Below are 21970 nucleotides of genomic sequence, written 5' to 3'. Positions count from 1 at the left end.
CGCGTCCGACGACCTCCCGTGCTAGCCGACTTCATCGAAGCCGAAGCGCAACCGGTCGTCTCCGGTCAGCCACTGCGCATTCCGCTCCATCTCATCGCGGCGTCCGCTCGGAAGCGCCGCGAACAGGCTCACCGCCATCCGGTGCCGATCACGGCGGTACCGCCAGACACCCGCCACCTCACCGTCGACGAGCACCGCGCCCGGCGCGGACAGCGCCCGCCACACCTGTCCCCGCCTCGCGCGGTCGGGGACGAGCAGCGACCGATCCGCTTGGCGCAGATAGGGATCGCCGGGCGGAACCAGCAGCACACCCTCCGGCGGCGGTGCGCCGCGCACCTCGTCCAGCAGCGATTCGGGCAGGTCGTATCGTCGATCGTCCACCCGCACTCGCACCAGCGTGCCCGCCACCGCGCGCCACGGCTCGTCGGCGGCGGCGCCGAGCCAATCGCGGAACAGCGGACGGGTGGTCGGCCCGTTCACCCGGAAGAAGGCTCGCAACAGCGCCAGGCGCGGCTGTCGCACGCCGACGGCGGGATGATCCGGGGTCGGATACAGCACCGTCGCCCGGTTCACCTCCGGCCCGAGCACGATCTGCGCCTGACATCCGGCTGCGCGGAACAGCCCGTCCGGCACATGCTCCGCTGCGCAGCGCTCGCACCAGCGCACCAGCGCGGGTGAGACCCGCGCGGTCACCGCCGCGCTGACCTCGGCCTTCGGCATCGGTCGGGTGACGACAGCGCGCAGCGCCGCGGCGACCTCGGCGACGGCGTCGGCCTGCGCCGCGCCGCCCTCGTCCGAGACCTGCGGCGCCAGCGCGTCGCGCACGACGTCCAGCTGGGCCAGCCGGTGCGCGTGCGGGGCGCCGCGCATCGACCACCAGCTCACCAACGGCCCGGCCGGATCGATCGCCCGGCCGAGCGGTGTGGAGCCGATCCGCTCGGTGCGCTGACGCAGCGAGTACGCGGCGCCGCCGAATCGCCCATCCTGGAGTCCGAGCAGCAGCAGGTCGTCCAGCGCCCCGCCGTTCGTTCGCCCGTTCAGGCCGTGGCGGCGCCAGCGGTGACCGAGCCACTGGGCGCGGGCGACGGCGATCGTCTCGGCCATCGGCCCACCGTAGCGACCGAGCCGCCCTCAGTATTCGTCGGTCGGCTTCCAAGTCGACACCGCCCAGATCACCACGATGCTCAGGGCGATGATCAGGATCGACCAGTACGGGTAGTAGGGCAGCGAGAGGAAATTGGCGATGATCGCGAGCGCCGCGATGGCGATGGCCGCGACCCTGCCCCAGGTGCTTCCCGTCATGAGCCCGATCGAGCAGATCACCAGGAGGATGCCGAGCACGAGATGGATCCAGCCCCAGGTGGAGATGTCGAACTGGTACACGTACTCGGGCCCCACGACGAACAGTTCGTCGTCGATGATGGCCGAAATGCCTTCGAAGATCTGCAGTACACCAACGGTCAGCAGCAGGATCGCGGCGCCGATGGAGGTGCCCGCCGCGATGCCCTGGCGAACCGGGTGCTGGGTTTCCGGTGTCGGTGTGGTCATCTGCATTCCCTTCCGCGAAGGAGAAACCTGAATGTCCATCCCAGCCGGTGCGCCCGCGGAATACCTCACCCGTTTCGGGTGAGGATTCGCGATCAGCGCGCCACAGCGGAGACCGGAGCGCGGAGGTCCGCGCGCGGCGTCGGCTTGAGCGTCTTGTGCAGGTTGGTGCGCAGCGTCGTGGCCGAATCCAGCAAATAGTTCTGGCGGACCTTCCACGGGTGACGCCCGCCCTGGCGCGGGAAGTCGCCGATGGAGCGTTGGACGTATCCGGAGGCCAGATCGAGCAGCGGGTGCTCGGTGAGCTCGCCGTCCGGTTCCGGGACGACGGCCGCGTAGCCGTTGGCGTCCATGTGCCGCAGCACCTTGCAGACCAGCCGGGAGGTGAGGTCGGCGCGCAACGTCCACGAGGCGTTGGTGTAGCCGACGCAGACCGCGAAGTTGGGCACGCCGGTGAGCATCGCGCCCTGCCAGACGAACTGCTCGGACAGCTGGACCGGGATGCCGTCGACATGCGGAGTGATGCCGCCGAACGCGAGCAGCCGCAACCCGGTGGCCGTGACGATGATGTCGGCCTCCACCACCCGCCCTGACTTCAGCCGGATGCCCTCGGGCACGAAGCGGTCGATGTGATCGGTGACGATCTGCGCCTTGCCCTTCTTCATCGCCTTGAAGAAGTCGGCGTCCGGCACCGCGCACAACCGCTGGTCCCACGGGTCGTAGCTGGGCGTGAAGTGCTCGGCGACGGCCTGCTCGTCCTTCATGATCCGCGTGGTCAGGCCGGTGAGCAGCTTGCGCGCTGAGCCGGGAAAACGGCGGCAGTACTGGTAGAACCCGATGCCGAACAGGATCTTCTTGGCGCGGATCACCCGGTGCGCCAGGCGCGGCGGCAACAGACGGCGGATCGCGTCGGCCTGCTTGTCCCGGCCGGGGACGGGGCTGATCCAGGTCGGGCTGCGCTGCACCATCGTCACCAGCTCGGCCTGATCGGCCATCGACGGCACCAGCGTGACCGCCGTGGCGCCGCTGCCGATCACCGCGACTCGCTTGCCCGCGTAGTCGAGGTCCTCCGGCCAGAACTGGGGGTGCACGATCCGCCCGGAGAAGGTGTCCGCGCCGGCGAATTCCGGCGCGTGGCCGCGATCGTAGTCGTAGTAGCCCGCGCAGGTGTAGAGGAAGTCGCAGGTGAGCGTGCGCTCGACGGTGCGGCCCGCCGCGTCGCGCTCGGCGAGAGTCAGCGTCCACCGGCACTCGGCGCTGGACCAGTCGGCCGAGAGCACCTTGGTGCGAAAGCGGATGTGCCGGTCGATGCCGTGCTCGGCCGCCGTCTCCTCGAGGTAGCGCAGGATCGAGGATCCGTCGGCGATCGCCTTCGCGTCGCGCCACGGCTGGAAGGGGTAGCCGAGGGTGAACATGTCCGAGTCCGAGCGAATGCCCGGGTAGCGGAACAGGTCCCAGGTGCCGCCGAGTGCGTCGCGGGCCTCCAGCACGGCGTAGCTCTTGCCGGGGCATTCGGTCTGGAGCCGGTACGCGGCGCCGATGCCGGACAGGCCCGCCCCGACGATCACGACGTCGAGGTGGTCCCGGACATCATGGTTCCGGACATCACTGTCCTCCGGTGCTACTGCGGTCATGGGTTCCAGTGTGCGGATCCGACCGGCGGCATTCTTGACTTCGGGCGACAAGTATTTGACTCTGGACGACATGTCCGTCATCCGATCCGCAGGCTTGCGCGGCTTCCGCGCCACGGTGGCAGAGCTGGGCGGCGACGCCGAGGAATACGTGACCGCGGTGGGCCTGCCCACGGCCGCGCTGGACGCCGACGATCTGCTCGTCCCCGACCATGCCATGGCGGCGGCGCTGGAGCTGGCCGCCCACCGCCTCGACTGCCCCGACCTCGGACTGCGCATCGCCTACCGCCAGGACCTGGCCATGCTCGGCCCGCTGGCGTTGGCGATCCGCAACTCCCCCACCCTGGCCGACGCGCTCGCCTGCTCCTCGCGCTACCTGTTCGTGCACGCCCGCTCGCTCAGCCTCGGCCTGACCGCCGACCCGTACGGCGACCCCGGCGTGATCGCCCTGCGGTACGACGGACCGCCGGACGTGCCCGCCCCGGTCCAAGGCACCGATCTCGGCCTCGGCTTCCTGCACCGCACCATCCAACGGCTGGTCGGCGAACGCTACGGACTGCGGTCGGTGGAACTGCCGTACCACCCGCCCGCCCCGCTGCGCGCCTATGAGGAATTCTTCGGCGCACCGGTGCGGGTGGGCCGGTCCGCGGCCATCCTGCGGATGCCGTGCGGTCTGGCCGACCGCCCGCTCTCCGGCGGCGACCAGAATCTGCACCGGCTGGCCATGGCCTTCCTCGCCGAGCAGACCGCGGGGATCGGCACCTCGATCGCGCCACGGGTGCGTGCCGCGCTTCGCCAGCTGCTCGGCACGACCCCACCCGAAATCGCCGTGGTAGCAAGAATTTTGAGAACGCATCCGCGCACGCTACAGCGCAGGCTGGCCGCCGAGGGCGCCACCTTCGCCGCGCTGCTCGACGACGTGCGCCGCGAGGAGGCCCACCGCTACCTCACCACCACCGACATGCCGCTGAGCCAGGTCGCCTCGCTCCTCGGCTTCGCCGAACAGGCGACCTTCACCCGATCCTCCCGTCGCTGGTGGGGACGCACGCCCACCGCACTGCGTCGTTCGGAACGCTGAACGCGGGCCGCGCGGAACGCTGACTACGAGGCCTTGCGCACCTTCTCCACCGCGTCCACGAAGAACTTCTCGAACGCGGCCTCGTCCAGCGAGTCCTTCAGCGCGGCGACGCGCACGACGACTGTGGTGCCGCGCAGCACGGCCATGCCCTGGTAGGCGGTGGAGGTGAGCGGCTTGCCGGTGCCGACGGTCGAGGTGCTGACCGAGCGGTAGACGATGGCCTCGGCGCCCTTCAGCTCCGCAGGAGCGTCGAGGTTCTCCACCTTGACCACCGAGGTGATCTGCTTGCCCTCCACGGTCGAGGTCGCGCTCACCTCACCGCACTTCTTGTTTCCCGCGGTGATCTGCGCCAGATCGGCGGTGCGGCCCGCGACGAACTCCACGAACATCAGCCCGGCCTTGTCGTCGGTCGCGCCCGCGACCGCCGCGTCCGAGAGCAGGTTCTTGGTCGCGGTTCCCAGATCCTCCTGGGTGCCCGCGCAGTCCGCCGGGGTGATGGTGGAATTCTGTTGCGTGCCTGCCAGATCGGCGGCGGCGGTCTCCAGGCGGTCCTTGGGCAGGTCCACTTTCTTGGTATTGGCCGGGAATTCGGACTCCGACAGCAGTAGCTGGTCACGCGGGGTGGTTGGCGCGGCCGAACTCGTCGCTGCCTCGTCGTTCCCGCCGCAACCGGCGAGCAGCATGACGCCCGCCGAAATCCCCGCCAGCAGGCGTGCCCCTGAGTACCGCAGTGTGATCATGCCGGTCAGCATGCCAGGAACCGTGCCGTACGTCCGCACCGGTCCACCCCGTGCTACGCGCGCGAAGAGGCCGAAACGCCCTCGGCCACGCGCTCATCACCCGCAGCTCGCCGGCTCCGCGGGCAGCACGTGGGCGTACGCGCCGCAGGACATTCGACGGAATCCGCCGGTGGGTACTCGGGTCGGCCCGGCGCGGCGCGGACAAGGTCAGGCGGCGGGAATCACCTCTAGGAAGCCGGGTTCCGTCGACATAGAATTCGGCCGAATATCGACTCGGAAGGGGTCGCATGGACACAGTCCGAGAAGTCGCCGAAGAGGGCAAGCGGCTCATCGACCTGGCCTGGCTGGGCGAACTCACCCGCGACGACGCAGTGCATCGCTTCGTTCAGGTGGGCGACGGCATGATCTGTTCGGTCACGGCGGGCGAGATCATCGACGACGGCGTGCGCTGGCTGGACGCCAATGCCACTCGACTACGGATTCTCGGCTGGTGCGCCCTGTTGGAACTACCGCTACTCGGAGGCTTCGCGGTGCTCTCACTCGCTCTCGGCGACTATGTCACGGCACTTCTCGCGCTCGCGCTGCTCGGCGGTATGCAGTTCGCACACCGCAAGCTGATCCCGCACCCCGTGCCCATCCGGCGTGCCCGCCGCGTCCGTTCCGGAAACCACACCGAACTTCGTTGACGCCAACGGTTTTCGGCGTGTGATCGGCGCGCGCCTCGTACAGTGAACGTGACGTGCGGACCGGCCGACGGCCCGCCGGGCGGGGTTTCTGGCTTGCGGGAGGGCGACCGTGCGGATCGAAGAATTGGCAGCGGTCCGGGACGAGGAACTGACCGCCGACGTGTGCGTGGTGGGCTCGGGCCCCGCCGGACTGACGATCGCGGCCGAGTTGGCGAATTCCGCACTGCGCGTGCTGGTCCTGGAGAGCGGCGGGCGCGAATCCTCGGACACGACCAACGCGCTCGACGACTACGACAACGTCGGCGCGCGCCGGGCGCAGCCGAACCGGATCGCGGGCGACCGGATCCTCGGCGGCAATTCGCACTCGTGGAGCGGGCGCTGCGCGCTGCTCGACGAACTCGACTTCCGTGACCGCCCTTGGGTTCCCGGCTCCGGATGGCCGATCGGCCCCGCCGACCTGGAGCCCTACCTGCCCCGCGCCGCCTGCCACATCGGCATCGGACACGGCAGCGGCTTCACCGACGACGGCTTCTGGGAACTGGCCGGACGAACACGCCCGGCCGACGCGCTCGACCCGCGGCGGTTCCGCCCCTACTTCTGGCAGATCAGCCGCGACCCCGCCGACCCGTTCGACTGCAAGCGCTTCGGCGCGCACATCGAAAGCCTCACCGCGCCCAATGTTCTGGTGATCGTCGGCGCGACCGTCACCCATCTCGACACCGATCCGGACGGCACGCACGTGCAGACGCTGCAAGTGGCGGGAGCCGACCCACGACCGCGCACCGTCCGTGTCCGCGCGGTGGTGCTCGCGACCGGCGGCATCGGCAATCCCCGCCTGCTGCTCGCCTCGCGCCGGGCGCGGCCCGAGGGGCTCGGCAACCGGAACGACCAGGTCGGGCGCTATCTGATGGACCACCGCTGCGGGGCGGTCGGCGCGCTGGAACCGGCTGCGGCCGAGGCGATCACGCACCGCTTCGGCAAGTACGTGGTGAAGACGCCGCACGGCCGCCACACTTTCGTGCACGGCGTGGCCCTCGCCCCTGAGATCCAGGCCGACGAGGGTCTGTTGAACTGCGCACTGTGGTTACAGGAGGTGCCCGCCGCGGACGATCCGTGGGACTCGGTGAAGCAACTGCTGCGCGGGCGCGGCGACCGGCACGACGCGAAAGTCGCGCTGGCCAATTCCGGACTGCTGCTCGCGGGCGCGCGACGGCGACTCCTCCAGCACACCGGGCTGCCGCACAAGCTGGACCGAATCGAGTTGCGCTGCATGGTCGAACAGGCCCCGAACCGAGACAGCCGTGTCACCCTGACCGATCGCGCCGACCGGCTCGGGATGCCGGCGGCGCGGGTGGACTGGCGGGTGCACGCCCAGGAGGACGCCACCGTGCGCCGCGCCGCCGCGCTGGCGGTCCAGGAATTCGCCAGGCTGGGATTCGCCGGACCGACCCTGTTCGACTGGGCCACACCGGACAGCACGCTGCCGCCGACCCTCACCGACTGGGCGCACCCGACCGGCACCACCCGGATGTCCGCCGCCCCGCGCGACGGCGTCGTCGACGCCGACTGCCTGGTGCACGGAATGGACAACCTGTTCGTCGCGGGCAGCTCGGTGTTTCCCACCACGGGCCATGCCAATCCGACGCTAACGATCGTCGCGCTCGCGGTCCGCTTGGCCGATCGCCTCCGCACGAAGGTCACCACCGCCGTTTAGGCGTACCTCCGCTTTCGCACCGGCCATGCGTAGGTTTTCGACGGACTTCGTCCGGCAGCGTCCATTAGGGTGCGGGGCATGGAGGACTCGACGATCAGCGGTTCTCATCCGCACGAGCCGCACGGGGGCGGATTCGCGACCAGGCTGAACTGGTTGCGCGCCGGCGTGCTCGGCGCGAACGACGGCATCGTGTCGACGGCCGGGCTCGTGGTCGGCGTCGCCGCGGCGACCACCACCACGAGCGCGATCTTCACCGCGGGCATCGCGGGTCTCTCGGCCGGTGCGCTGTCGATGGCGGTCGGTGAGTACGTGTCGGTCAGCACCCAGCGGGATTCCGAGCGCGCGCTGCTCGCCAAGGAACGCCGGGAGCTCGCCGACGAGCCGGACTACGAGCTCACGGAGCTCACCGCCATCTATCGCGCCAAGGGACTCTCCCCCGACACCGCGCGCAAGGTCGCCGAGGAGCTCACCGCGCACGACGCCTTCACCGCGCACGCCGAGGCCGAACTCGGCCTGAACCCGCGCGCACTCACCAATCCGTGGCAGGCCGCGTTCTCCTCGGCGATCGCGTTCACCCTCGGCGCGCTGCTGCCGCTGGTGGCGATCCTGCTGCCGCCGGTCACCGCACGCATCCCGGTGACCGTCGCCGCGGTGCTGCTGGCGCTGGCGCTCACCGGCTCGATCAGCGCCAGGCTCGGCGGCAGCGATCCCGTCCGCGCCATGCTGCGGGTGGTGCTCGGCGGCGCGCTGGCCATGCTGGTCACCTACGGCATCGGGCAGCTGACCGACGTCGCCGGAATCTGAACGGAAGCTCGAGTCTCCCACCCGCCGCAGGGGTTTCGGCCGGGCGTAGACTTCGGTGCTTTCCGAAGTCCGAGTCCGGAGGCCCAGCATGCCCTTCCGTGATCGCCGGGCGGCGGGTCGGCGACTCGCCCTGCGGTTGGCCCACTTTCGCGACGCCGACACGGTGGTGCTCGGGGTGCCCCGCGGTGGCGTTCCGGTCGCTTACGAGGTGGCGGGCGCGTTGCGCGCGCCGCTCACGGTGGCGATGGTGCGCAGGTTGCGGGTGCCCTATCGGCCGGACCTGGCGTTCGGCGCGGTCGGCGAGGGCGGGGTCGGGGTGATCGACGACAAGATTCTGGCGCGCGCGTTCGTCTCCGAAACGGGCCGGGCCGAGCTGGAGGCGGAACAGCGAGCAGACCTGGCCCGCAGCGCCATTCGCTACCGGGGCGGCGCGTCCGGACTCGCGCTGCACGGCCGGACAGCGGTAATCGTCGACGACGGCATCGCGACCGGTGTCACGGCCCGCGCGGCCGTCGAGGTGGTGCGCGCGGCGGGAGCGGCCCGCGTCGCGCTCGCCGCGCCCGTCGGCGCGGCCTCGGCGATCCGTGCGCTCGGCGGGCGGGTCGACCAGGTCGTCTGCCTGGAGGGCGCGGAAGTGGTCACGTCGATCGCCAGGTGGTACGGGGACTTCACCCCGGTCGACGACGCTCAGGTGTGCGATCTGCTGGACAGCGCGGCGGCCGACCTGCGCCAGCGTTCCGGCGAATCGGGCCGGCCGTAGGGTGTGTCCGAGGTTGACCTGTCCCAGCCACGGCGCGGATCACGTGCCCGCTCCTAGGCTGGCGACTCTCCACCTGCTTCGGCCGCAGGACCCGCTTTCGACGCCGATTTTCGAGAATGCATCCGGCAGCCGTAGACGTGTCATCAGCGGTCATCGGCGCGTTGCGCACCCGCTGCGCAATTCGCTATTTTTCGGCGCCCATTCAGCGATGGTTTTTCCCATATATTCGGCTTCCGTGTGACCATTGCACGAAAGACGGAATAGCTCACGAAACCGCTTGGTGCGCAGCGGCAATTGCGAATCGTCACCAACCTCAGATGATCAGCCCTACGCTGAACGCGAGCAGTCCACTCGGGCCGCGGGTGGGCGTCGGAGGAGGAGGGGTATTCGTGACGGTCCGAATCCAGTGGCTCCATAAACTTCTCGACGAATCGAACGGGGAATCGGTCGAAATTCCGATCGATTCGTTCGGCTTCGGCGACGGATTGCGCGCGCTGTTTCCCGACGGCGCTCTGCAATTCTCGGCGGGAATCGAGACAGGTGACGGGATCGCGCGGGTGTCCTACGCCGACCAACCCGCTTCTGCACGGCTGAGCCGCGCGCACGACGGCGCGGACATCGCGCTCGATGTCCAGCTCCCCGGGGTGGGAGCGTCGGCGCAACTGCTGGCCCGGTGCGCCGGGTTCGAGCTACCCGACCTGCCGTGCGGCCCGTCCGACACCCTCACGCTGCGTCTCGACGAGCATGCGGGCACGACGGTGCGGGCGACCGGCACGGGCGTGGCGGTCGTGCTCCGGGAGAACGGTGAGCGCATGTTCACCGCGAGCGCCGACGGCTGGCAGGTGATCTGCACCGACAGATCGCTGCCTGCCGCCCGGCTGGCCGAGCTGGCAGTTCTGGAAGACGAAGGTCTTTCGCGCGCCCTACTACCCGACCCGTTCGCCGACGAGCTGCCGCCAGGGGCCTGGTTGCTGCTCCCGAGGCCAGGTCCCCAGCCATGCCGCTTCCTGGTACGCCTGGACACCCCGCGTCCCGAGACGCCGACGGATCCCTCGCGGCTGGACGGGTTGGGCCGACCGATGCCCTCGGCCTCGACCCACGTCCGGCGCACCGGTTCGCCGTACCGCCCGGTGCGCGCGGTGGCGACCAGCGACGGCTTCGCTCTGCTGGCAGGTACCAGGTCGTCGTCCGAGCGGGGCAACGGCCGGTTCGGGCTGACGCTCAGCGAGGACGGCGCCGTCGCGAGTCTCGCCCTGGACTGCAACCCCCTGCACATCGTCGGCGAACTCGGTGTGACGCAGGCGGAATCCCCATACAAGACGGTCATCGGCGGCGTGCTGATGTTCTCGTTCAAGGGTGGGAAGTCGGGTATCTACGGCACCGGTATGGGCGCGTACGTGGTCCCGGAGTCCGGTGCCGCCGAGCCCTCCTTCTTCGGCTACGCCGGCATCGGCGGCAATCCCGGCATCGGCATCCCCGCGCTGCGACTGACCGGCGTGTCGGTGGGGTTCGGATGGAACAGCCACATCCGCGTACCCGAGGTCGCGCAGGTCGCGAACTTCCCGTTCGTCAAGGCGCTGGCCGATCCGGGTTCGATCGGCGCGGGGTCCGGTAAGCCCGTCTCGGTGCTGCGCACCCTGATAGGCGGCGACAACCCGTGGATCTCGCCCAGGGAGAACGAGCTCTGGGTGGCGGCCGGGCTCGGCTTCACCCTCGCCGAATTCGTCTCAGGCCGCGCGATGGCGATCGTGCAGGTCGGTGACGAGTTCACCGTCGCCCTGCTCGGCACCGCGGCCGCGGAATTCCCCAAGGGGGGCGGCCGGAAACTGGCCCGTGTAGCGGCGAATCTGCAAGCGGTGCTCAAACCCGGCGAGGGCGAGATGGGCTTCGCCATGGCGCTCGCCCCGAACTCGTTCGTCCTCGACCCGAACTGCCGGTTGCACGGCGGCGTGGCCTTCCGCACCTGGTTCGGGCCGAGTCCGCACGCGGGCGACTTCGTCTACACCGTGGGTGGATACCACAAGAATTACCGTGCCCCGCAGCGGTATCCGTCGGTGCCGCGGGTCGGTTTCGACTGGGATCTGACCGGCGCGGTCACTATCTCCGGCAAGGCGTACCTGGCGTTCACCCCGGGCGCCGCGATGGCGGGCGGGCAGCTCGCCGTGCGTTTCCACGCGGGTCCGGTCCGCGCCTGGTGTGACGCGAAGATGGACGCCCTCGTCCAATGGAACCCCTTCTACTTCGACGTCGGCATCCGGGTGTCGATGGGTGTGTCCGCCTCGGTGAAGATCATCTTCGTCAGGATCACCATCACCGTGGAAGTCGGTGTCGGACTGACGGTTTGGGGACCGCCCACCGGCGGCCGGGCCAAGGTGAAGCTGTGGTTCATCTCGTTCACCATCAATTTCGGCAACGGACGCGCCGGGGCGAGCAACGATCTGGACTGGGCCGGGTTCTCCGCCATGCTGCCGCCCGCGGGCAACAACGTACGCGTCCTGCCGCAGGCCGGGCTGCTCATGGACAAGAACCGCGAGACCGGCGGAGACGGCTCGTGGGAGGTGTCGGCCAACGGATTCACCTTCGACACCGACACCACCGTGCCGCTCACCAAGGTGTACCTCGGCACGTCGAGTACCGCTGTCGAGGACGGCAGTCCCGTCGACCTGCGGCCGACCACATGGCGCGGTGTCACCAGTACCCAGCGGGTGAAGTTGACGCGGGGCGATACGGACCTCGACCTCGGGCAGTGGACCCGCAGCCGCCGGATGGCGACGGTGTCGGCCGAACTGTGGGGTTCCGGCAGCACTGGCGACCTGCCCGCCGGAGACGACCACCTGGTGAAGAACCAGTTGCTCGGCGTCCAATTCACCTCGCCCGCACCGCGATACGGCACGTCCACCGGATTCATCGACGAGGAGGCGCTCGACTTCGATACCGTCGCGCCCGACGGCAGTCAGCCACTCGACCCCGCGGCGGGCCCGGTCGGGGCCGTGCCGCAGCGGCCGGGGAACGTCATCGCCACCATCGCGAGCACGGTCGCCGCCTCGGCGCAGGCCGATGCTCGCCGCCGCTTGGCCGGACAGCTGGCCGCACTCGGCTTCGACCTGGGTGAGGTCGACAGCGACCTGTCCGCCTACGCCCGCGCCTGCCAGACGGCCTTCACGGCCGAACCGATGCTCGTCGGCTGAGACAAGAGGGGATCGACATGCCAACCACCACGCACCGCACACGATTCCTCGACCACCGGATCCCGTCGCTCTACGCGGGCCGCTATGCCCTCGCCGTTGAGCAGAAGATCGACACCGTCGCCCCGCTGCCGGCCCGCGACCAGCGATTCGACGTGCGCACCCAGCGTTTCGCGCTCGGCGACTCCGAGGTGCAGGCCTGCTACCCGGTGCCGGGCGGTGTCGGGAAATACAGCCAGCTCCTGCCACACATCACGCTCGACACCCCCGGCCTGCCGTGGGCGATGCTGCCCGCAGGGGAGGACGACGGCAGCCCGTGGATGTTCCTGCTGGTGTTCCGGGAAGGCGAACTTCCGGACGACCCCCATGCGATCGGTGAGGTCACCGTCTCCACTGTCGCCCAACTGCTCCGCGGGCAGGCCGGACCGGGTAAACCGCCCGCCATCGACACCGACAGCCTGCTCGACGGCGAAGCCGAAATGGCCTGCCGCAGCATCCACATCCCGGCGGATCTGTTCACGAAGCTCCGCCCGACCTTCGCGGAGGCGGCGCTGCTCGCCCACCTGAGGGAGGGTGGGCGGCCGGACGCCGACCACGTGCGCGGCGCCGACCCGGAACCGAATCTCGACGAGTGCAACGCGGTCGTCGTCGCCAATCGCTTCCCCGCCGCGACCGCCGCACGGCACGTAGCGCATCTGGTCACGGTGGAAGGATTCGAGCCATACCTGCGGGACACGGCGGCGCCGTCGGAGGGCCTGCGGATGGTGTCGCTGCACACGTGGACATTCGAAACCCTCGACGACAACGGCATCGGGTTCGGTGACCTGGTGGCGAACCTGGCGGCGGAACCCGATCTCCAGCTGTGCCTGCCGGTGCCGCCCGGTGAACTGGATGCCGATGCGCGGCAACGGATTCAGGGTGGCGCGACGGTGCTCCCGCAGCGCCTGGAATCGGGGGAACGCACCATCGCCTTCTATCGCGGACCGTTCACCGCCACGCCCGCGCAGCCACTTCCTCCCCCGCGTGAACCCAGGCTCGATTCCGGCGGTGAGGCGCTGATCTACCTGAAGCAGTCCGGTGTCTTCGACTCCGGCTACGCCAGCGCCTTCAGCCTCGGCCGCACAGTGGCCTTGGCCGACGCCCCGTTCCGGAATCGGCTGCTGGAATTCCGCAAAGCGGCCAGGCGGGCCGCGCGCCGGGCGGCCGCGCATCCGGAGCTGATCGCGGGACGCGCGGTGAGCGAGGCGGGAGCGGCGTTGCACGAGAGCCGGGTGCGCACCGCCTTCGATCACCTACTCGAGTCGAGGCTGCCGTTGGCACTGGCGCGCAGCGGGGCCGAGCTGGCCACCGCGCCGCGCCGCCCCGCCGCCGCGGCGGTACGGGGCAACGGCGCGCTGTCGGCGCTGTCGGCGGACGCGCTACGCGTCACGGTGTCCGACACCCACACCAGGGCGGTGCTGCGGTCGGCTGTCCGCGAGCAACTGGATCCGGTGCAGGAGTGGCTGAACCGGCTCGCGGCACTGCAGATGGTGCCCTTCGATCACCTCGTCCCCGACCCGAGAATGCTTCCGCCGGAGAGCATCCGGTTCTTCTACGTCGATCCGGGATGGGTGCGGGCCGCGGTCGACGGCGCGCTGAGTGTCGGGGTCGGTCACGCGCTGGACGAGGACCTCAACGAGCTGGCCGCCGCAGTACCGGATCCACCCGCCTGCGGGGTGCTGATCCGTTCGCTGCTGGTGCCGAACTGGCCGCGTACCCGCTACACCGCCTTTCACGGTGAGACGGAACTGGAGCCACTGCACCGCGCGATGTTCGGCAGCAACGTGCTCATGCTGCTGTACCCGGACACCCTCGACACCTTCACCATCGCCGAAGCGCCGCAGGGCATCCACTTCGGCATCGGCGATCTCCACACCATCGACCTGCGCAAACTCAGCGGCGTCGTCGGCGAGTACATCGAGGAGTTCCCCGACCCTCCCGGGTTCGGTAAATTCCTGCGGCCCTCCCACGACGTGCTCGACGTCGAGGGCGCGCTGGTGCCCGCGCTGGCCGCCGCCCACGAGTTGCCGACTCTGTCCCCCGCTCAGTTCGCACTGCAGATGTTCAAGGCGCCGCAACTGCAGACCTTCGCCCGCTCCTGATCGACGCTATCCGGAGGGATTCTCATGCCCAACGACACTCTGATCGTGCCGGTCGAGGTGGCGGCGTTCGCGGTGAACGCCCGGACCCGCGACGCCGACGGCAGCTATGTCATCCAGCGCTGGACCTCGAACTTCGTCCCGTTCGTCAACGACAACGCCGCCCCGGAGCCCGCGCCGTTCGCCGGGCCCGAGCAGTGGACGGGCGACCCGTCTCGTCTCGGCGTGTACTTGCACTGGCAGTTGCCGGAGGCACTCAGCGAGGGCCTGCAGGACGAGGAGACCGGCGAGGTCGGCGACTTCCCGCTGGTGCCCAATCGCTGGCTGGTGGTGCGCCGCTCCAACGGCGGTGTGCGCGCGTGGATCGTGCACAGCGACTACCTCGACTCCCGTGAGGGGGCGGTGTCGTATCTCGACCCCACCACCGACACCGCGACCGCCACCAAGATCGGCCGACTGGTCGAGCTCACCACCGGCAGCCCGTGGCAGGAGCCGGGGGGCGAGCAGTTCCTCACCGCGATCGGGCCCGGGCTCCTGACGTTCTCGGTGTTCCAGCCGTACAACAAAAACGTCTTCTCCATCCACGACACACTCGACGACCTCCATCCCGACAACGACGACCGGCTGAGCTACTTTGTCGCAGGCTGGTATTCGGAACCGAAAAGCGACATCCTGGTGGCCGGCGACCATGCCGACGAGCGGTTCGCCGACCTGATGTCGCGGCTGGAGTGGCAGCTGGCCGCGACCTTCGGTGAGCCGCGGCGCTCGGTCTACACCGGCAGCGCGATCGGCGTCGACTGGCGACCCAACGGCGGCGTGTACCCGTCGGCGAGCCCGCACGCCAATGAGATCGCGGTGGCGATCGGCAACAGCGCGGGCGAGGCCGCGGGCGAACTCCAGGAGCAGTCGGGTGGTTCGAATGCGTTGAGCGAGAAAGATGCTCAGCTCTACCGCGCGTTCGCGCTCGGTGTGCTCGACGAATACGATCGTGCCGACGGCGAGCTGTTCCCCGAACGCGCCGCCCACGATTCCGGATTCGGGCCGGTGCCGGGCGGGTTCGTGTGGCGCACCGTCGACCGCGGCGGCGAGGACGCGCGAGCCGCGCTGTCGGTCGCCGAACTCGCCGCCGAACAGCGGCTCGCCGCCGAGGTCACCGCCGATTTGAATGGCCGCCAACGCGATCTCGACACCCTCGAACGCGAACTCGCGGGCGCGCAGCAGCGGCTCTACGTTCTGTGGGCGCTGTCGTGCGACCCGGAACCACCGGAGGATTATGCGCCGGGCATCCTCAGGCAACTCGATCCGACGCGAGAGAACTCGGCGGCCTGGCGGGTGGCGCAGCTGTCGAACGAGGTCGCGGCGCTGCGGGACGAGATACCGTGGGACACCAAGGCCGACGCGCTGGCCGCCAAGGCCCGCGCCTACGCCGCCGAACACGGTCTGCGTACCGGCCTCGAGCTGCAACGTGTGCCCCTGGCTCCGTTCGAACAGCACGCGGACCCGGTGCTGATGATGCAGGGCGCGAACCTGAGCGCCCCGCTGACCCGCGACTCCGACCTGCCGTGCCGGGTCGAGGAACGAGTCGTCACCAAGATCGGCGCCATCACCGCCGACACGGTTGCCGCCGAGGTCGCGAAGGTGAATGTCACCGACCTGCCGGGGCCGATGGCGAAGCTGGTCACCGAATTCTTCGTCATCGATCAAGCCCGCAAAACCGGTGCGAGCCTCGATGATCCGACCGGGACATTGCCGGAGTACGGCACCGCTCCGTGGGAGCAGCCGTGGCAGCCGCTGTATCTGCAGTGGGAGGTCGAGTACACCGCCATCCCGTTCGTCGAAGCCGGCCAGGAACGCTTTTCCTTCGACGGGAACTACTACCGCTGGGAGGGCGAGGGCCACCTGAAGCCCGCCATCACCGTCAGCGGCCGCCAGGTCCTCATGCCCACCAGCGGGTACGACCAGGACGGACAGCTCGACAGCTACGCCAACGGCCGCACCGACCTGCGCGCCGACGTGCTCGCCGCCATGCACGAACAACTGACCGACCTGGACCAGTTGTCGCAGCGGCTGGACGGGCTGAGCACCGCCGTCGGGCAACGTCTTTCGATGGTCAACCGGGCCCCCACCGGCGACATCGCCGGATTGATCGGCACCGGTGCCGGAGCATCGCCGGACGGCGGCGCGCGGCCGGTCTTCGAATGGGACGACTGGCCGGAGTCCGACTTCCAGGAATTGCGGTCCGGGCAGCTGCTGTTCATCCGGCTGTCGGTGGTGGACCGATTCGGCCGCGCTATCAACCTCATCGACAATCCGTTGCATTTCGATCAGCTGTGCAAGCCCGATTCCATGACGCCGAAGTACGCCGTCGGTGATACCCAAGTCGACCGCTATGTGGAACTCGGGCCCCGGCTGCTGCAACCCGCTCGGCTGCGCTTCGACTTCCTGTCCGCACGGTCCGACGACGACGCCGAACTCACTCCCGGCGCGAATCCGGTGTGCGCGTGGCTGATACACAATCGGCTGGATCGGTCGTTGGCCGTGTACGACCCGGACGGCAACGCGCTCGGCGATCTGCGGCGGGTGCTGTCGGCGTCCGGCCAGCAGATCGTCGCCTGGACCGCTCTCCCCGGCTCACCGGTCGCCGAATTCGACGATGTGGCAGCGGAATACCCGCATGTCCACCGGTACCTGTCGGTGATCGTGCAGAAGGGCCCCGACGTCCTCGACGCCGTGCGCGATCTCATCGACCGAACCCTCGTGTCCATCGACCCCGACGGGCCGGAGGACTACAGTCTCGGCTTCCTGCTCGGCCGTCCGCTGGCCCTGGTGCGCGCCCGGCTCGACCTGGAGTTGTGCGGGCCGGTCCGCACCGACGTCACCTGGCCGCGGGTGGTGAATCCCCCCGCGCCGCACATGCCCTCCTACCGGTGGAATGTCCGCCTAGGCGAGGCGATGCAAACCGACGACGGGCTCATCGGCTGCGTAATCGACGAGGACTACGAGCATTTCGAAACGGTACTGGACAATCCGGACGACTCGGGCGGATATCTGCGGCCCATCGATGTCGGCGAGCGTCTGAAGCTGGCGTTCGAAGGCGACAGCAGCGCCACCGTCACCCTGCTGCTCGACCCCCGCGCCGCCGTCCACGCCACCACCGACATCCTCCCGGTGTCCTCGGTCGTTGTGCCGCAACGCTTCACCGACGCCGCGCTGGCCGCCATGGCGGTGAACTTCCGCGCGGGCCCGCTGCTCATCGCCCGCACCGAAACCGGCGCGGTCACGCTCCCCCAGCCCACCACCGCCACCGGCACGTGGTCGTGGACCGAGGCCGTGGGCGCGGAGTGGTCGGAGTTCCCGATCGTTGTCCCCGACCCGGCCTCGCTGCCTGTCGGCGTCGATCCCGAAATTCGTTCCGGTTTCCTGGTTCTCGAAGACGCCGCCCAATACAGCCGTACCAGCAACGAGCGAGGAGCACGGTAATGACGATTGTCCGGGAGTACCTCGTCACCGAGACCGAGCAGGTCACCAGCAGTGCGCCACTGTATTTCGAGTTGACCACCGATCCGGACCCGGTGCGTGTCTCGCCGTCCGGCGGTGACCCGCAGCGCGCCGATATCGTTCTGGTCGGCAGTCGACGCAGCGGACTGGGCATCGAATGCCGCAAGATCACCATCACGGTGCCGACCGGAAACAACTCACCCGACCTCACGTCCGACATCAACAGCATCGCGCCGCAGATCAGCCTCGAGGACTGGACGCCACGCACCGACGCTGCCGCGAAGACGATCACCTTCACACCGTCGTCGGGCGCCGGCGTCATCGGCCGCGAGGAGGGCGTCTCGATCCAGCTGATGGACGCCCGGATCAACACCCAGGTCGGCAGTGCCCCGGTGCGTATCGAAATGGAGTGGCGAGAAGCGGGTTTCGACGATCCCTGGGAGACCGGGCTCGCCACGATGAATATCGGCAAGTTCCCGCCGGACTTCGTTCTCGACAACTTCACCGCCGAGCAGCCGATCATCGACAACGGTGATTCGGTGCGGTTGTCCTGGGTCGCGCAGGGCGCCTCGTCGGTGAAGTTGCTGTACGACGTCGCCGAGGTCGATGTCACAAACAAGACCACGTGGACGGTTCCGAACGTCACCGGTACGACGGTGTTCTATCTGCGCGGCACCGTCCAGGTCGGCAACAACACCGTCGAACGGACGCTCATGACCACCGTCACCGTCCGCATTCCGGACCTGGTGATCGGCAATCTCGAAATACACGGCTCGGTGCGGATGAGCAGGCCGCAGTCGGTGAGCCTGAAACAGGGTATCGAAGCCGAGCCGGGACACCCGATGGAGGACATTCTCGATGGATCGCTCGATACCTACTTCCTGACCAAGAACAGGATCTTCGGCGGCACGCTGATTATCGTCGACCGGGGATCGCGATCGCTGATCACGTCGGTGGACCTCTGGTTCGGTGATCGCGCAGGAAACTTTCGGCCGCGCATGGGACGGGTCGCAGTGTCCACCGATGGCAAGGAATGGAACGCCCTCGATGCGTGGAGCGACAACGCGACCGAATTCCACTGGAAGGCCGCCGCGGGAGGGTCCGTGATCGCTAGGTACATCGGTATCGAGTCGATTAGCAACTGGGCGTGGGACGGCGTGGCCATTCGGTCACTCGAGGTCGATCCACCGGCTACGCCGCTGATTCTCGACGACAACGCGGCGGAGTTCAGTGTGCCGGTGATCGCCCGATCCGGAATCACGGAGCCCTAACCGATTCGGATTCACCGCTTGACGTCCGATGCCGTCCGACCGATCCCAGCGACGAACGAGGAGAACCACGCATGTCGATCATCGGCCAGTACGCCGCTACCGATGGTGTTCACGTGAGCTCCAGCGCACCACTGTATTTCGAGCTGCACACTGATCCGGATCCAGTGCGTATCTCGCCGTCCAGCGGCGATCCGGAACGCGCCGATTTCGTGTTGGTCGGCAGTCGCCGCAGCGGGTTGGCGATCGAATGCCGCAAGATCACCATCACAGTGCCGACCGGACCCAACTCCGGCGATCTGACACCGGATATCACCAGCATCGCCCCGCAGATCAGTTTGGCGGAGTGGACGCCGCGCACGGACCCGGCGGCGAAGACGATCACCTTCACGCCGACAACGGAATTCACCGTGATCGACCGCGGCGACGGCGTCACGATCCAGTTGATGGACGCGCGCATCAACTCGGTGGTCGGGAGCACGATGCTGGCCATCGCGATGGAGTGGCGGGAGGTAGACGGCGACGGCGCCTGGGAGACCGGAAGCGTCACGATCAACGTCGGCAAGTTTCCGCCGGACTTTCGTCTCGACAACCTGACCACCGACGATCCGATCATCGAGAACGGCGGTTCGGCGCGGCTGACCTGGGAGGCCGGTGGCGTGTCGTCGCTGAAACTGCTGTACGACGTCGCCGAAATCGATGTAACGAACAAGACCACCTACACGGTTCCGAACATCAGTCGGACGACAGTGTTCTACCTGCGGGGCACCGTCCAGGCGGGCAACGACACCGTCGAGCGGACACTGGCCGTCACCATCACCGTCCGGGTGCCGGATCTGGAGGTCGGACACTTGACTGTGCGCGGCGATCTGTTCGTCGGGCATGAAACCGCAACCGTGCCGTCGTTCGCTGACTACTTCGAGCCGGCACCGGACCATCCCTTCGAGCACATGTTCGACGGCTCGCCTGACACCTATTACCTGAGCAAATCGCCTATTACGACCGTTGTTGGATACCTCGTGGTGGACAGAGGGGAGAACGCGCCGCCGCTGACCTCCATCAGGCTCCGCTTTGGTGATCCATCGGGGAACCATCTACCGAATTCCTGTGCATTGGAGTGGTCTGCAGACAGAAAAAAATACTTTCACCTGACAAGAGCCTCCCACAGTCCGAAAGAGCTCAACTACACCGAGCACTCAGGCCTGGCAGCACGCTACCTCCAGCTCATATTCGTGCGTGGTGATTCGGCCGACCGTCATCTGGCCATCCGTTCATTCTCGATCACCCCTTTACCCAGATTGCGAGTGACCAGTACATCCAGCGTGTTCGGAGTGCCGGTCCATCATGAGCCCGATGGGACCACCGATTCCACCACAGCCACCGATTTGCACATGACGGATCGCTTCGACACGCCAGTCGGGCAGCCGGTTTCGGAGTAGCGCGACATGGGATCCCTGGCTCCGCAACATGCCGCTTCTCTCTGGCTGGGGACACCGCGTCCAGTGATCTCAACTGCTGTGCCAGTCCTTCGGCAGTACCGGAACGAGTGACGATGGAGTAGTCGCAGTCCAGCCGCATGCCGATGTCGGCCGGGTGCACACCTCGGCCGACATCGGCGATCGGTCAGCGCCGGAACGCGTCCCGCACTTTGCCTGCTGCCTGTTTCATGTTGCCGAGGAACTGGTCCCGCCGTCCCTCCGCCGACAGCCGCGGATTATCGGTCGCGCGTCCGAGGAATTTCTTCATACGGCCACGCGCGGCCTGAATTCGGTGGTCGAAACGACCGTTCCTGCGGTAATTTTCGTCGTGCATCGATGGCCTCAGTAATAGTGCCTGCGGCCGCCGACCGGACGGCCCACCGAACCAGCGATCCAGAGCGCCGCGCCGATGATCAGCACGATGATGCCCGCCGTGGTCAGCCACCCGATCCCGAGCAGCCAGCCCACGATCAGCAGTATCAATCCGAGAACAATCACGGTCTCATCCCTTTCCTCTTGGTCAACCGTTGACTTGTCAGCCGGCAGTAGGCGCCTGTGTCTTGCCGCCCGGAGGGCCCGCCAGCGGCGCGGTTCCGGACGGTCGGCGCAGGAATCGGTTGGCGCTCCACGCGGGCTTGTTGCCCGGCGGCGGCGCGACCGGCGGTGCCTGCGGAGGCGGAGCATCGCGGCGAGTAGCCGCGATCTCCCGGCGTGACCTGCGCAGCTCCCTGCGCGCCTCGCTACCGCGGCGGGAGGTGCGCCACAGCCCGGTCAGCACGAGGAGCAACCCGAGCGCGGCCACCGCGCCGATCACCGTGCCGTAAAGGAACACCTCTCCCGCGGACGCTGTGAAGTGATAGTCGAAAACGGCGAAATCGCCCGTCGACGTGCGTAGCTCGCCGGTATTCGCCGCCACAGCGGCGACGCCGACGACCACCGCGCCGATCAGGACGATCAGCCCTATGAGAATGATCATGACAATCCTGGTGCGTTGAAAAGTTGTATTACGAGTTCGCTATTCCCTGTTCCGGCGGGATCAAACTCACCGCGATCGCGAACGTTTACGCCCCCCGGTTTCGGTGTATGCGCAGAACTGACCGGACCGATCGATCAGCAACCAAGGAGAATCGGACACCATGACCTACACCTTCGACCTCACCGATTACTCGGACGCATCCGCCAGCGTCGCCCAGAATGCGCTGCGCGGACTCGGCGGCGTCGATTCCGTCGACGTCGACCGCGTGGCGGAGACCATCTCGGTGAACTCCACCACCCTCAGCTACGGCGAGGTCCTGAACGCGATCCGGCAGGCGGGCGTTCCCGCCAAGTAGCGCTCAGCGAGTCGGGCCGAGATCGAGGCGCTTGGTCCCCTGGTCGACCAGATCCGGCGGCACGCCGGATTCGCGCCGTGCCGCGAGCGCCTCCCCGCGGCCTGCCTCGATCAT

General features: G+C 68.3%; 18 protein-coding genes. 11 read left to right on the top strand and 7 right to left on the bottom strand.

All coding sequences use genetic code 11. The features are described from left to right. Window positions 1-21: 21 nt before the first annotated feature. The 3 genes from AC3ERS_RS00500 to AC3ERS_RS00490 form a co-directional block, all read right to left on the bottom strand. Window positions 22-1104 carry a DNA glycosylase AlkZ-like family protein gene (locus AC3ERS_RS00500; protein WP_431962276.1) on the bottom strand — a complete coding sequence of 361 codons (1083 nt, stop codon included), beginning with the start codon at window positions 1102-1104 and terminating at the stop codon, window positions 22-24. A 27-nt stretch (window positions 1105-1131) separates the two neighbouring features. Continuing rightward, window positions 1132-1554, bottom strand: a complete 423-nt coding sequence (locus AC3ERS_RS00495) for a DUF7144 family membrane protein (protein ID WP_431962274.1) — start codon at window positions 1552-1554, stop codon at window positions 1132-1134. Between the two features lie 86 nt (window positions 1555-1640). After that, window positions 1641-3179, bottom strand: a complete 1539-nt coding sequence (locus AC3ERS_RS00490; protein ID WP_431962272.1) for a flavin-containing monooxygenase — start codon at window positions 3177-3179, stop codon at window positions 1641-1643. Window positions 3180-3249: 70 nt separating this feature from the next. Between AC3ERS_RS00490 and AC3ERS_RS00485 the strand changes: the two genes are divergently transcribed. Beyond that, window positions 3250-4254 (top strand): AraC family transcriptional regulator, encoded by a 1005-nt coding sequence (locus AC3ERS_RS00485; RefSeq protein WP_431962270.1) that lies wholly within the window; start codon window positions 3250-3252, stop codon window positions 4252-4254. Between the two features lie 23 nt (window positions 4255-4277). On the opposite strand, the gene AC3ERS_RS00480 is transcribed toward AC3ERS_RS00485, so the two are convergent. Further along, complete coding sequence (locus AC3ERS_RS00480) at window positions 4278-4994, bottom strand: hypothetical protein (RefSeq protein ID WP_431962268.1); 717 nt, start codon at window positions 4992-4994, stop codon at window positions 4278-4280. Window positions 4995-5281: 287 nt separating this feature from the next. Here AC3ERS_RS00480 and AC3ERS_RS00475 point away from each other — a divergent pair, with 287 nt between their 5' ends. From AC3ERS_RS00475 to AC3ERS_RS00435, 9 genes are all read left to right on the top strand, one after another. Continuing rightward, a complete protein-coding gene (locus tag AC3ERS_RS00475; protein ID WP_431962266.1) occupies window positions 5282-5680 on the top strand; it encodes a hypothetical protein in 399 nt (132 codons plus the stop codon). A 109-nt stretch (window positions 5681-5789) separates the two neighbouring features. Further along, window positions 5790-7394, top strand: coding sequence for a GMC oxidoreductase (locus AC3ERS_RS00470; RefSeq protein ID WP_431962264.1), 1605 nt, complete (start codon window positions 5790-5792; stop codon window positions 7392-7394). Window positions 7395-7472: 78 nt separating this feature from the next. Continuing rightward, window positions 7473-8198: a VIT1/CCC1 transporter family protein gene (locus AC3ERS_RS00465; RefSeq protein ID WP_431962262.1), complete on the top strand. Its 726-nt coding sequence runs from the start codon at window positions 7473-7475 to the stop codon at window positions 8196-8198. Between the two features lie 88 nt (window positions 8199-8286). Then, on the top strand, window positions 8287-8958 hold the full coding sequence (locus AC3ERS_RS00460; protein WP_431962260.1) for a phosphoribosyltransferase: 672 nt from the start codon (window positions 8287-8289) through the stop codon (window positions 8956-8958). 389 nt (window positions 8959-9347) lie between these two features. Continuing rightward, the gene (locus AC3ERS_RS00455) at window positions 9348-12146 is read left to right on the top strand and encodes a DUF6603 domain-containing protein (RefSeq protein ID WP_431962258.1); all 2799 of its coding nucleotides are present in this window, start codon (window positions 9348-9350) and stop codon (window positions 12144-12146) included. Between the two features lie 17 nt (window positions 12147-12163). Then, a complete protein-coding gene (locus tag AC3ERS_RS00450; protein ID WP_431962256.1) occupies window positions 12164-14284 on the top strand; it encodes a hypothetical protein in 2121 nt (706 codons plus the stop codon). Window positions 14285-14308: 24 nt separating this feature from the next. Continuing rightward, complete coding sequence (locus AC3ERS_RS00445; RefSeq protein WP_431962254.1) at window positions 14309-17761, top strand: hypothetical protein; 3453 nt, start codon at window positions 14309-14311, stop codon at window positions 17759-17761. Further along, window positions 17761-19050 (top strand): discoidin domain-containing protein, encoded by a 1290-nt coding sequence (locus AC3ERS_RS00440; protein WP_431962252.1) that lies wholly within the window; start codon window positions 17761-17763, stop codon window positions 19048-19050. The genes AC3ERS_RS00445 and AC3ERS_RS00440 overlap by 1 nt, the downstream gene beginning before the upstream one ends. A gap of 71 nt (window positions 19051-19121) precedes the next feature. Next, entirely contained in the window at window positions 19122-20486 is a 1365-nt protein-coding gene (locus AC3ERS_RS00435) for a hypothetical protein (RefSeq protein ID WP_431962250.1), read from the top strand. Window positions 20487-20670: 184 nt separating this feature from the next. Here the strand turns inward: AC3ERS_RS00435 and AC3ERS_RS00430 are convergent, their stop codons facing one another. From AC3ERS_RS00430 to AC3ERS_RS00420, 3 genes are read right to left on the bottom strand one after another with little or no spacing between them, the layout of a single operon-like run. After that, entirely contained in the window at window positions 20671-20859 is a 189-nt protein-coding gene (locus AC3ERS_RS00430) for a CsbD family protein (RefSeq protein ID WP_431962248.1), read from the bottom strand. 8 nt (window positions 20860-20867) lie between these two features. After that, window positions 20868-21023, bottom strand: a complete 156-nt coding sequence (locus AC3ERS_RS00425) for a hypothetical protein (RefSeq protein WP_431962246.1) — start codon at window positions 21021-21023, stop codon at window positions 20868-20870. Between the two features lie 37 nt (window positions 21024-21060). Further along, entirely contained in the window at window positions 21061-21501 is a 441-nt protein-coding gene (locus AC3ERS_RS00420) for a hypothetical protein (RefSeq protein ID WP_431962244.1), read from the bottom strand. A 160-nt stretch (window positions 21502-21661) separates the two neighbouring features. On the opposite strand from AC3ERS_RS00420, the gene AC3ERS_RS00415 reads away from it, so the two are divergent. Further along, the gene (locus AC3ERS_RS00415) at window positions 21662-21856 is read left to right on the top strand and encodes a hypothetical protein (RefSeq protein WP_431962242.1); all 195 of its coding nucleotides are present in this window, start codon (window positions 21662-21664) and stop codon (window positions 21854-21856) included. Window positions 21857-21970 lie beyond the last annotated feature (114 nt).

It is taken from the genome of Nocardia sp. bgisy134, assembly GCF_057708325.1.
The sequence above is the reverse complement of the archived record's forward strand: the minus strand, read 5'-3'. Positions and strand labels throughout refer to the sequence as shown.

Coding starts and splice junctions, on each gene's coding strand:
- AC3ERS_RS00500 (WP_431962276.1), bottom strand. CDS start 1,104: ATGGCCGAGACGATCGCCGTCGCCCGCGCCCAGTGGCTCGGTCACCGC.
- AC3ERS_RS00495 (WP_431962274.1), bottom strand. CDS start 1,554: ATGCAGATGACCACACCGACACCGGAAACCCAGCACCCGGTTCGCCAG.
- AC3ERS_RS00490 (WP_431962272.1), bottom strand. CDS start 3,179: ATGACCGCAGTAGCACCGGAGGACAGTGATGTCCGGAACCATGATGTC.
- AC3ERS_RS00485 (WP_431962270.1), top strand. CDS start 3,250: ATGTCCGTCATCCGATCCGCAGGCTTGCGCGGCTTCCGCGCCACGGTG.
- AC3ERS_RS00480 (WP_431962268.1), bottom strand. CDS start 4,994: ATGATCACACTGCGGTACTCAGGGGCACGCCTGCTGGCGGGGATTTCG.
- AC3ERS_RS00475 (WP_431962266.1), top strand. CDS start 5,282: ATGGACACAGTCCGAGAAGTCGCCGAAGAGGGCAAGCGGCTCATCGAC.
- AC3ERS_RS00465 (WP_431962262.1), top strand. CDS start 7,473: ATGGAGGACTCGACGATCAGCGGTTCTCATCCGCACGAGCCGCACGGG.
- AC3ERS_RS00460 (WP_431962260.1), top strand. CDS start 8,287: ATGCCCTTCCGTGATCGCCGGGCGGCGGGTCGGCGACTCGCCCTGCGG.
- AC3ERS_RS00450 (WP_431962256.1), top strand. CDS start 12,164: ATGCCAACCACCACGCACCGCACACGATTCCTCGACCACCGGATCCCG.
- AC3ERS_RS00445 (WP_431962254.1), top strand. CDS start 14,309: ATGCCCAACGACACTCTGATCGTGCCGGTCGAGGTGGCGGCGTTCGCG.
- AC3ERS_RS00440 (WP_431962252.1), top strand. CDS start 17,761: ATGACGATTGTCCGGGAGTACCTCGTCACCGAGACCGAGCAGGTCACC.
- AC3ERS_RS00435 (WP_431962250.1), top strand. CDS start 19,122: ATGTCGATCATCGGCCAGTACGCCGCTACCGATGGTGTTCACGTGAGC.
- AC3ERS_RS00430 (WP_431962248.1), bottom strand. CDS start 20,859: ATGCACGACGAAAATTACCGCAGGAACGGTCGTTTCGACCACCGAATT.
- AC3ERS_RS00420 (WP_431962244.1), bottom strand. CDS start 21,501: ATGATCATTCTCATAGGGCTGATCGTCCTGATCGGCGCGGTGGTCGTC.
- AC3ERS_RS00415 (WP_431962242.1), top strand. CDS start 21,662: ATGACCTACACCTTCGACCTCACCGATTACTCGGACGCATCCGCCAGC.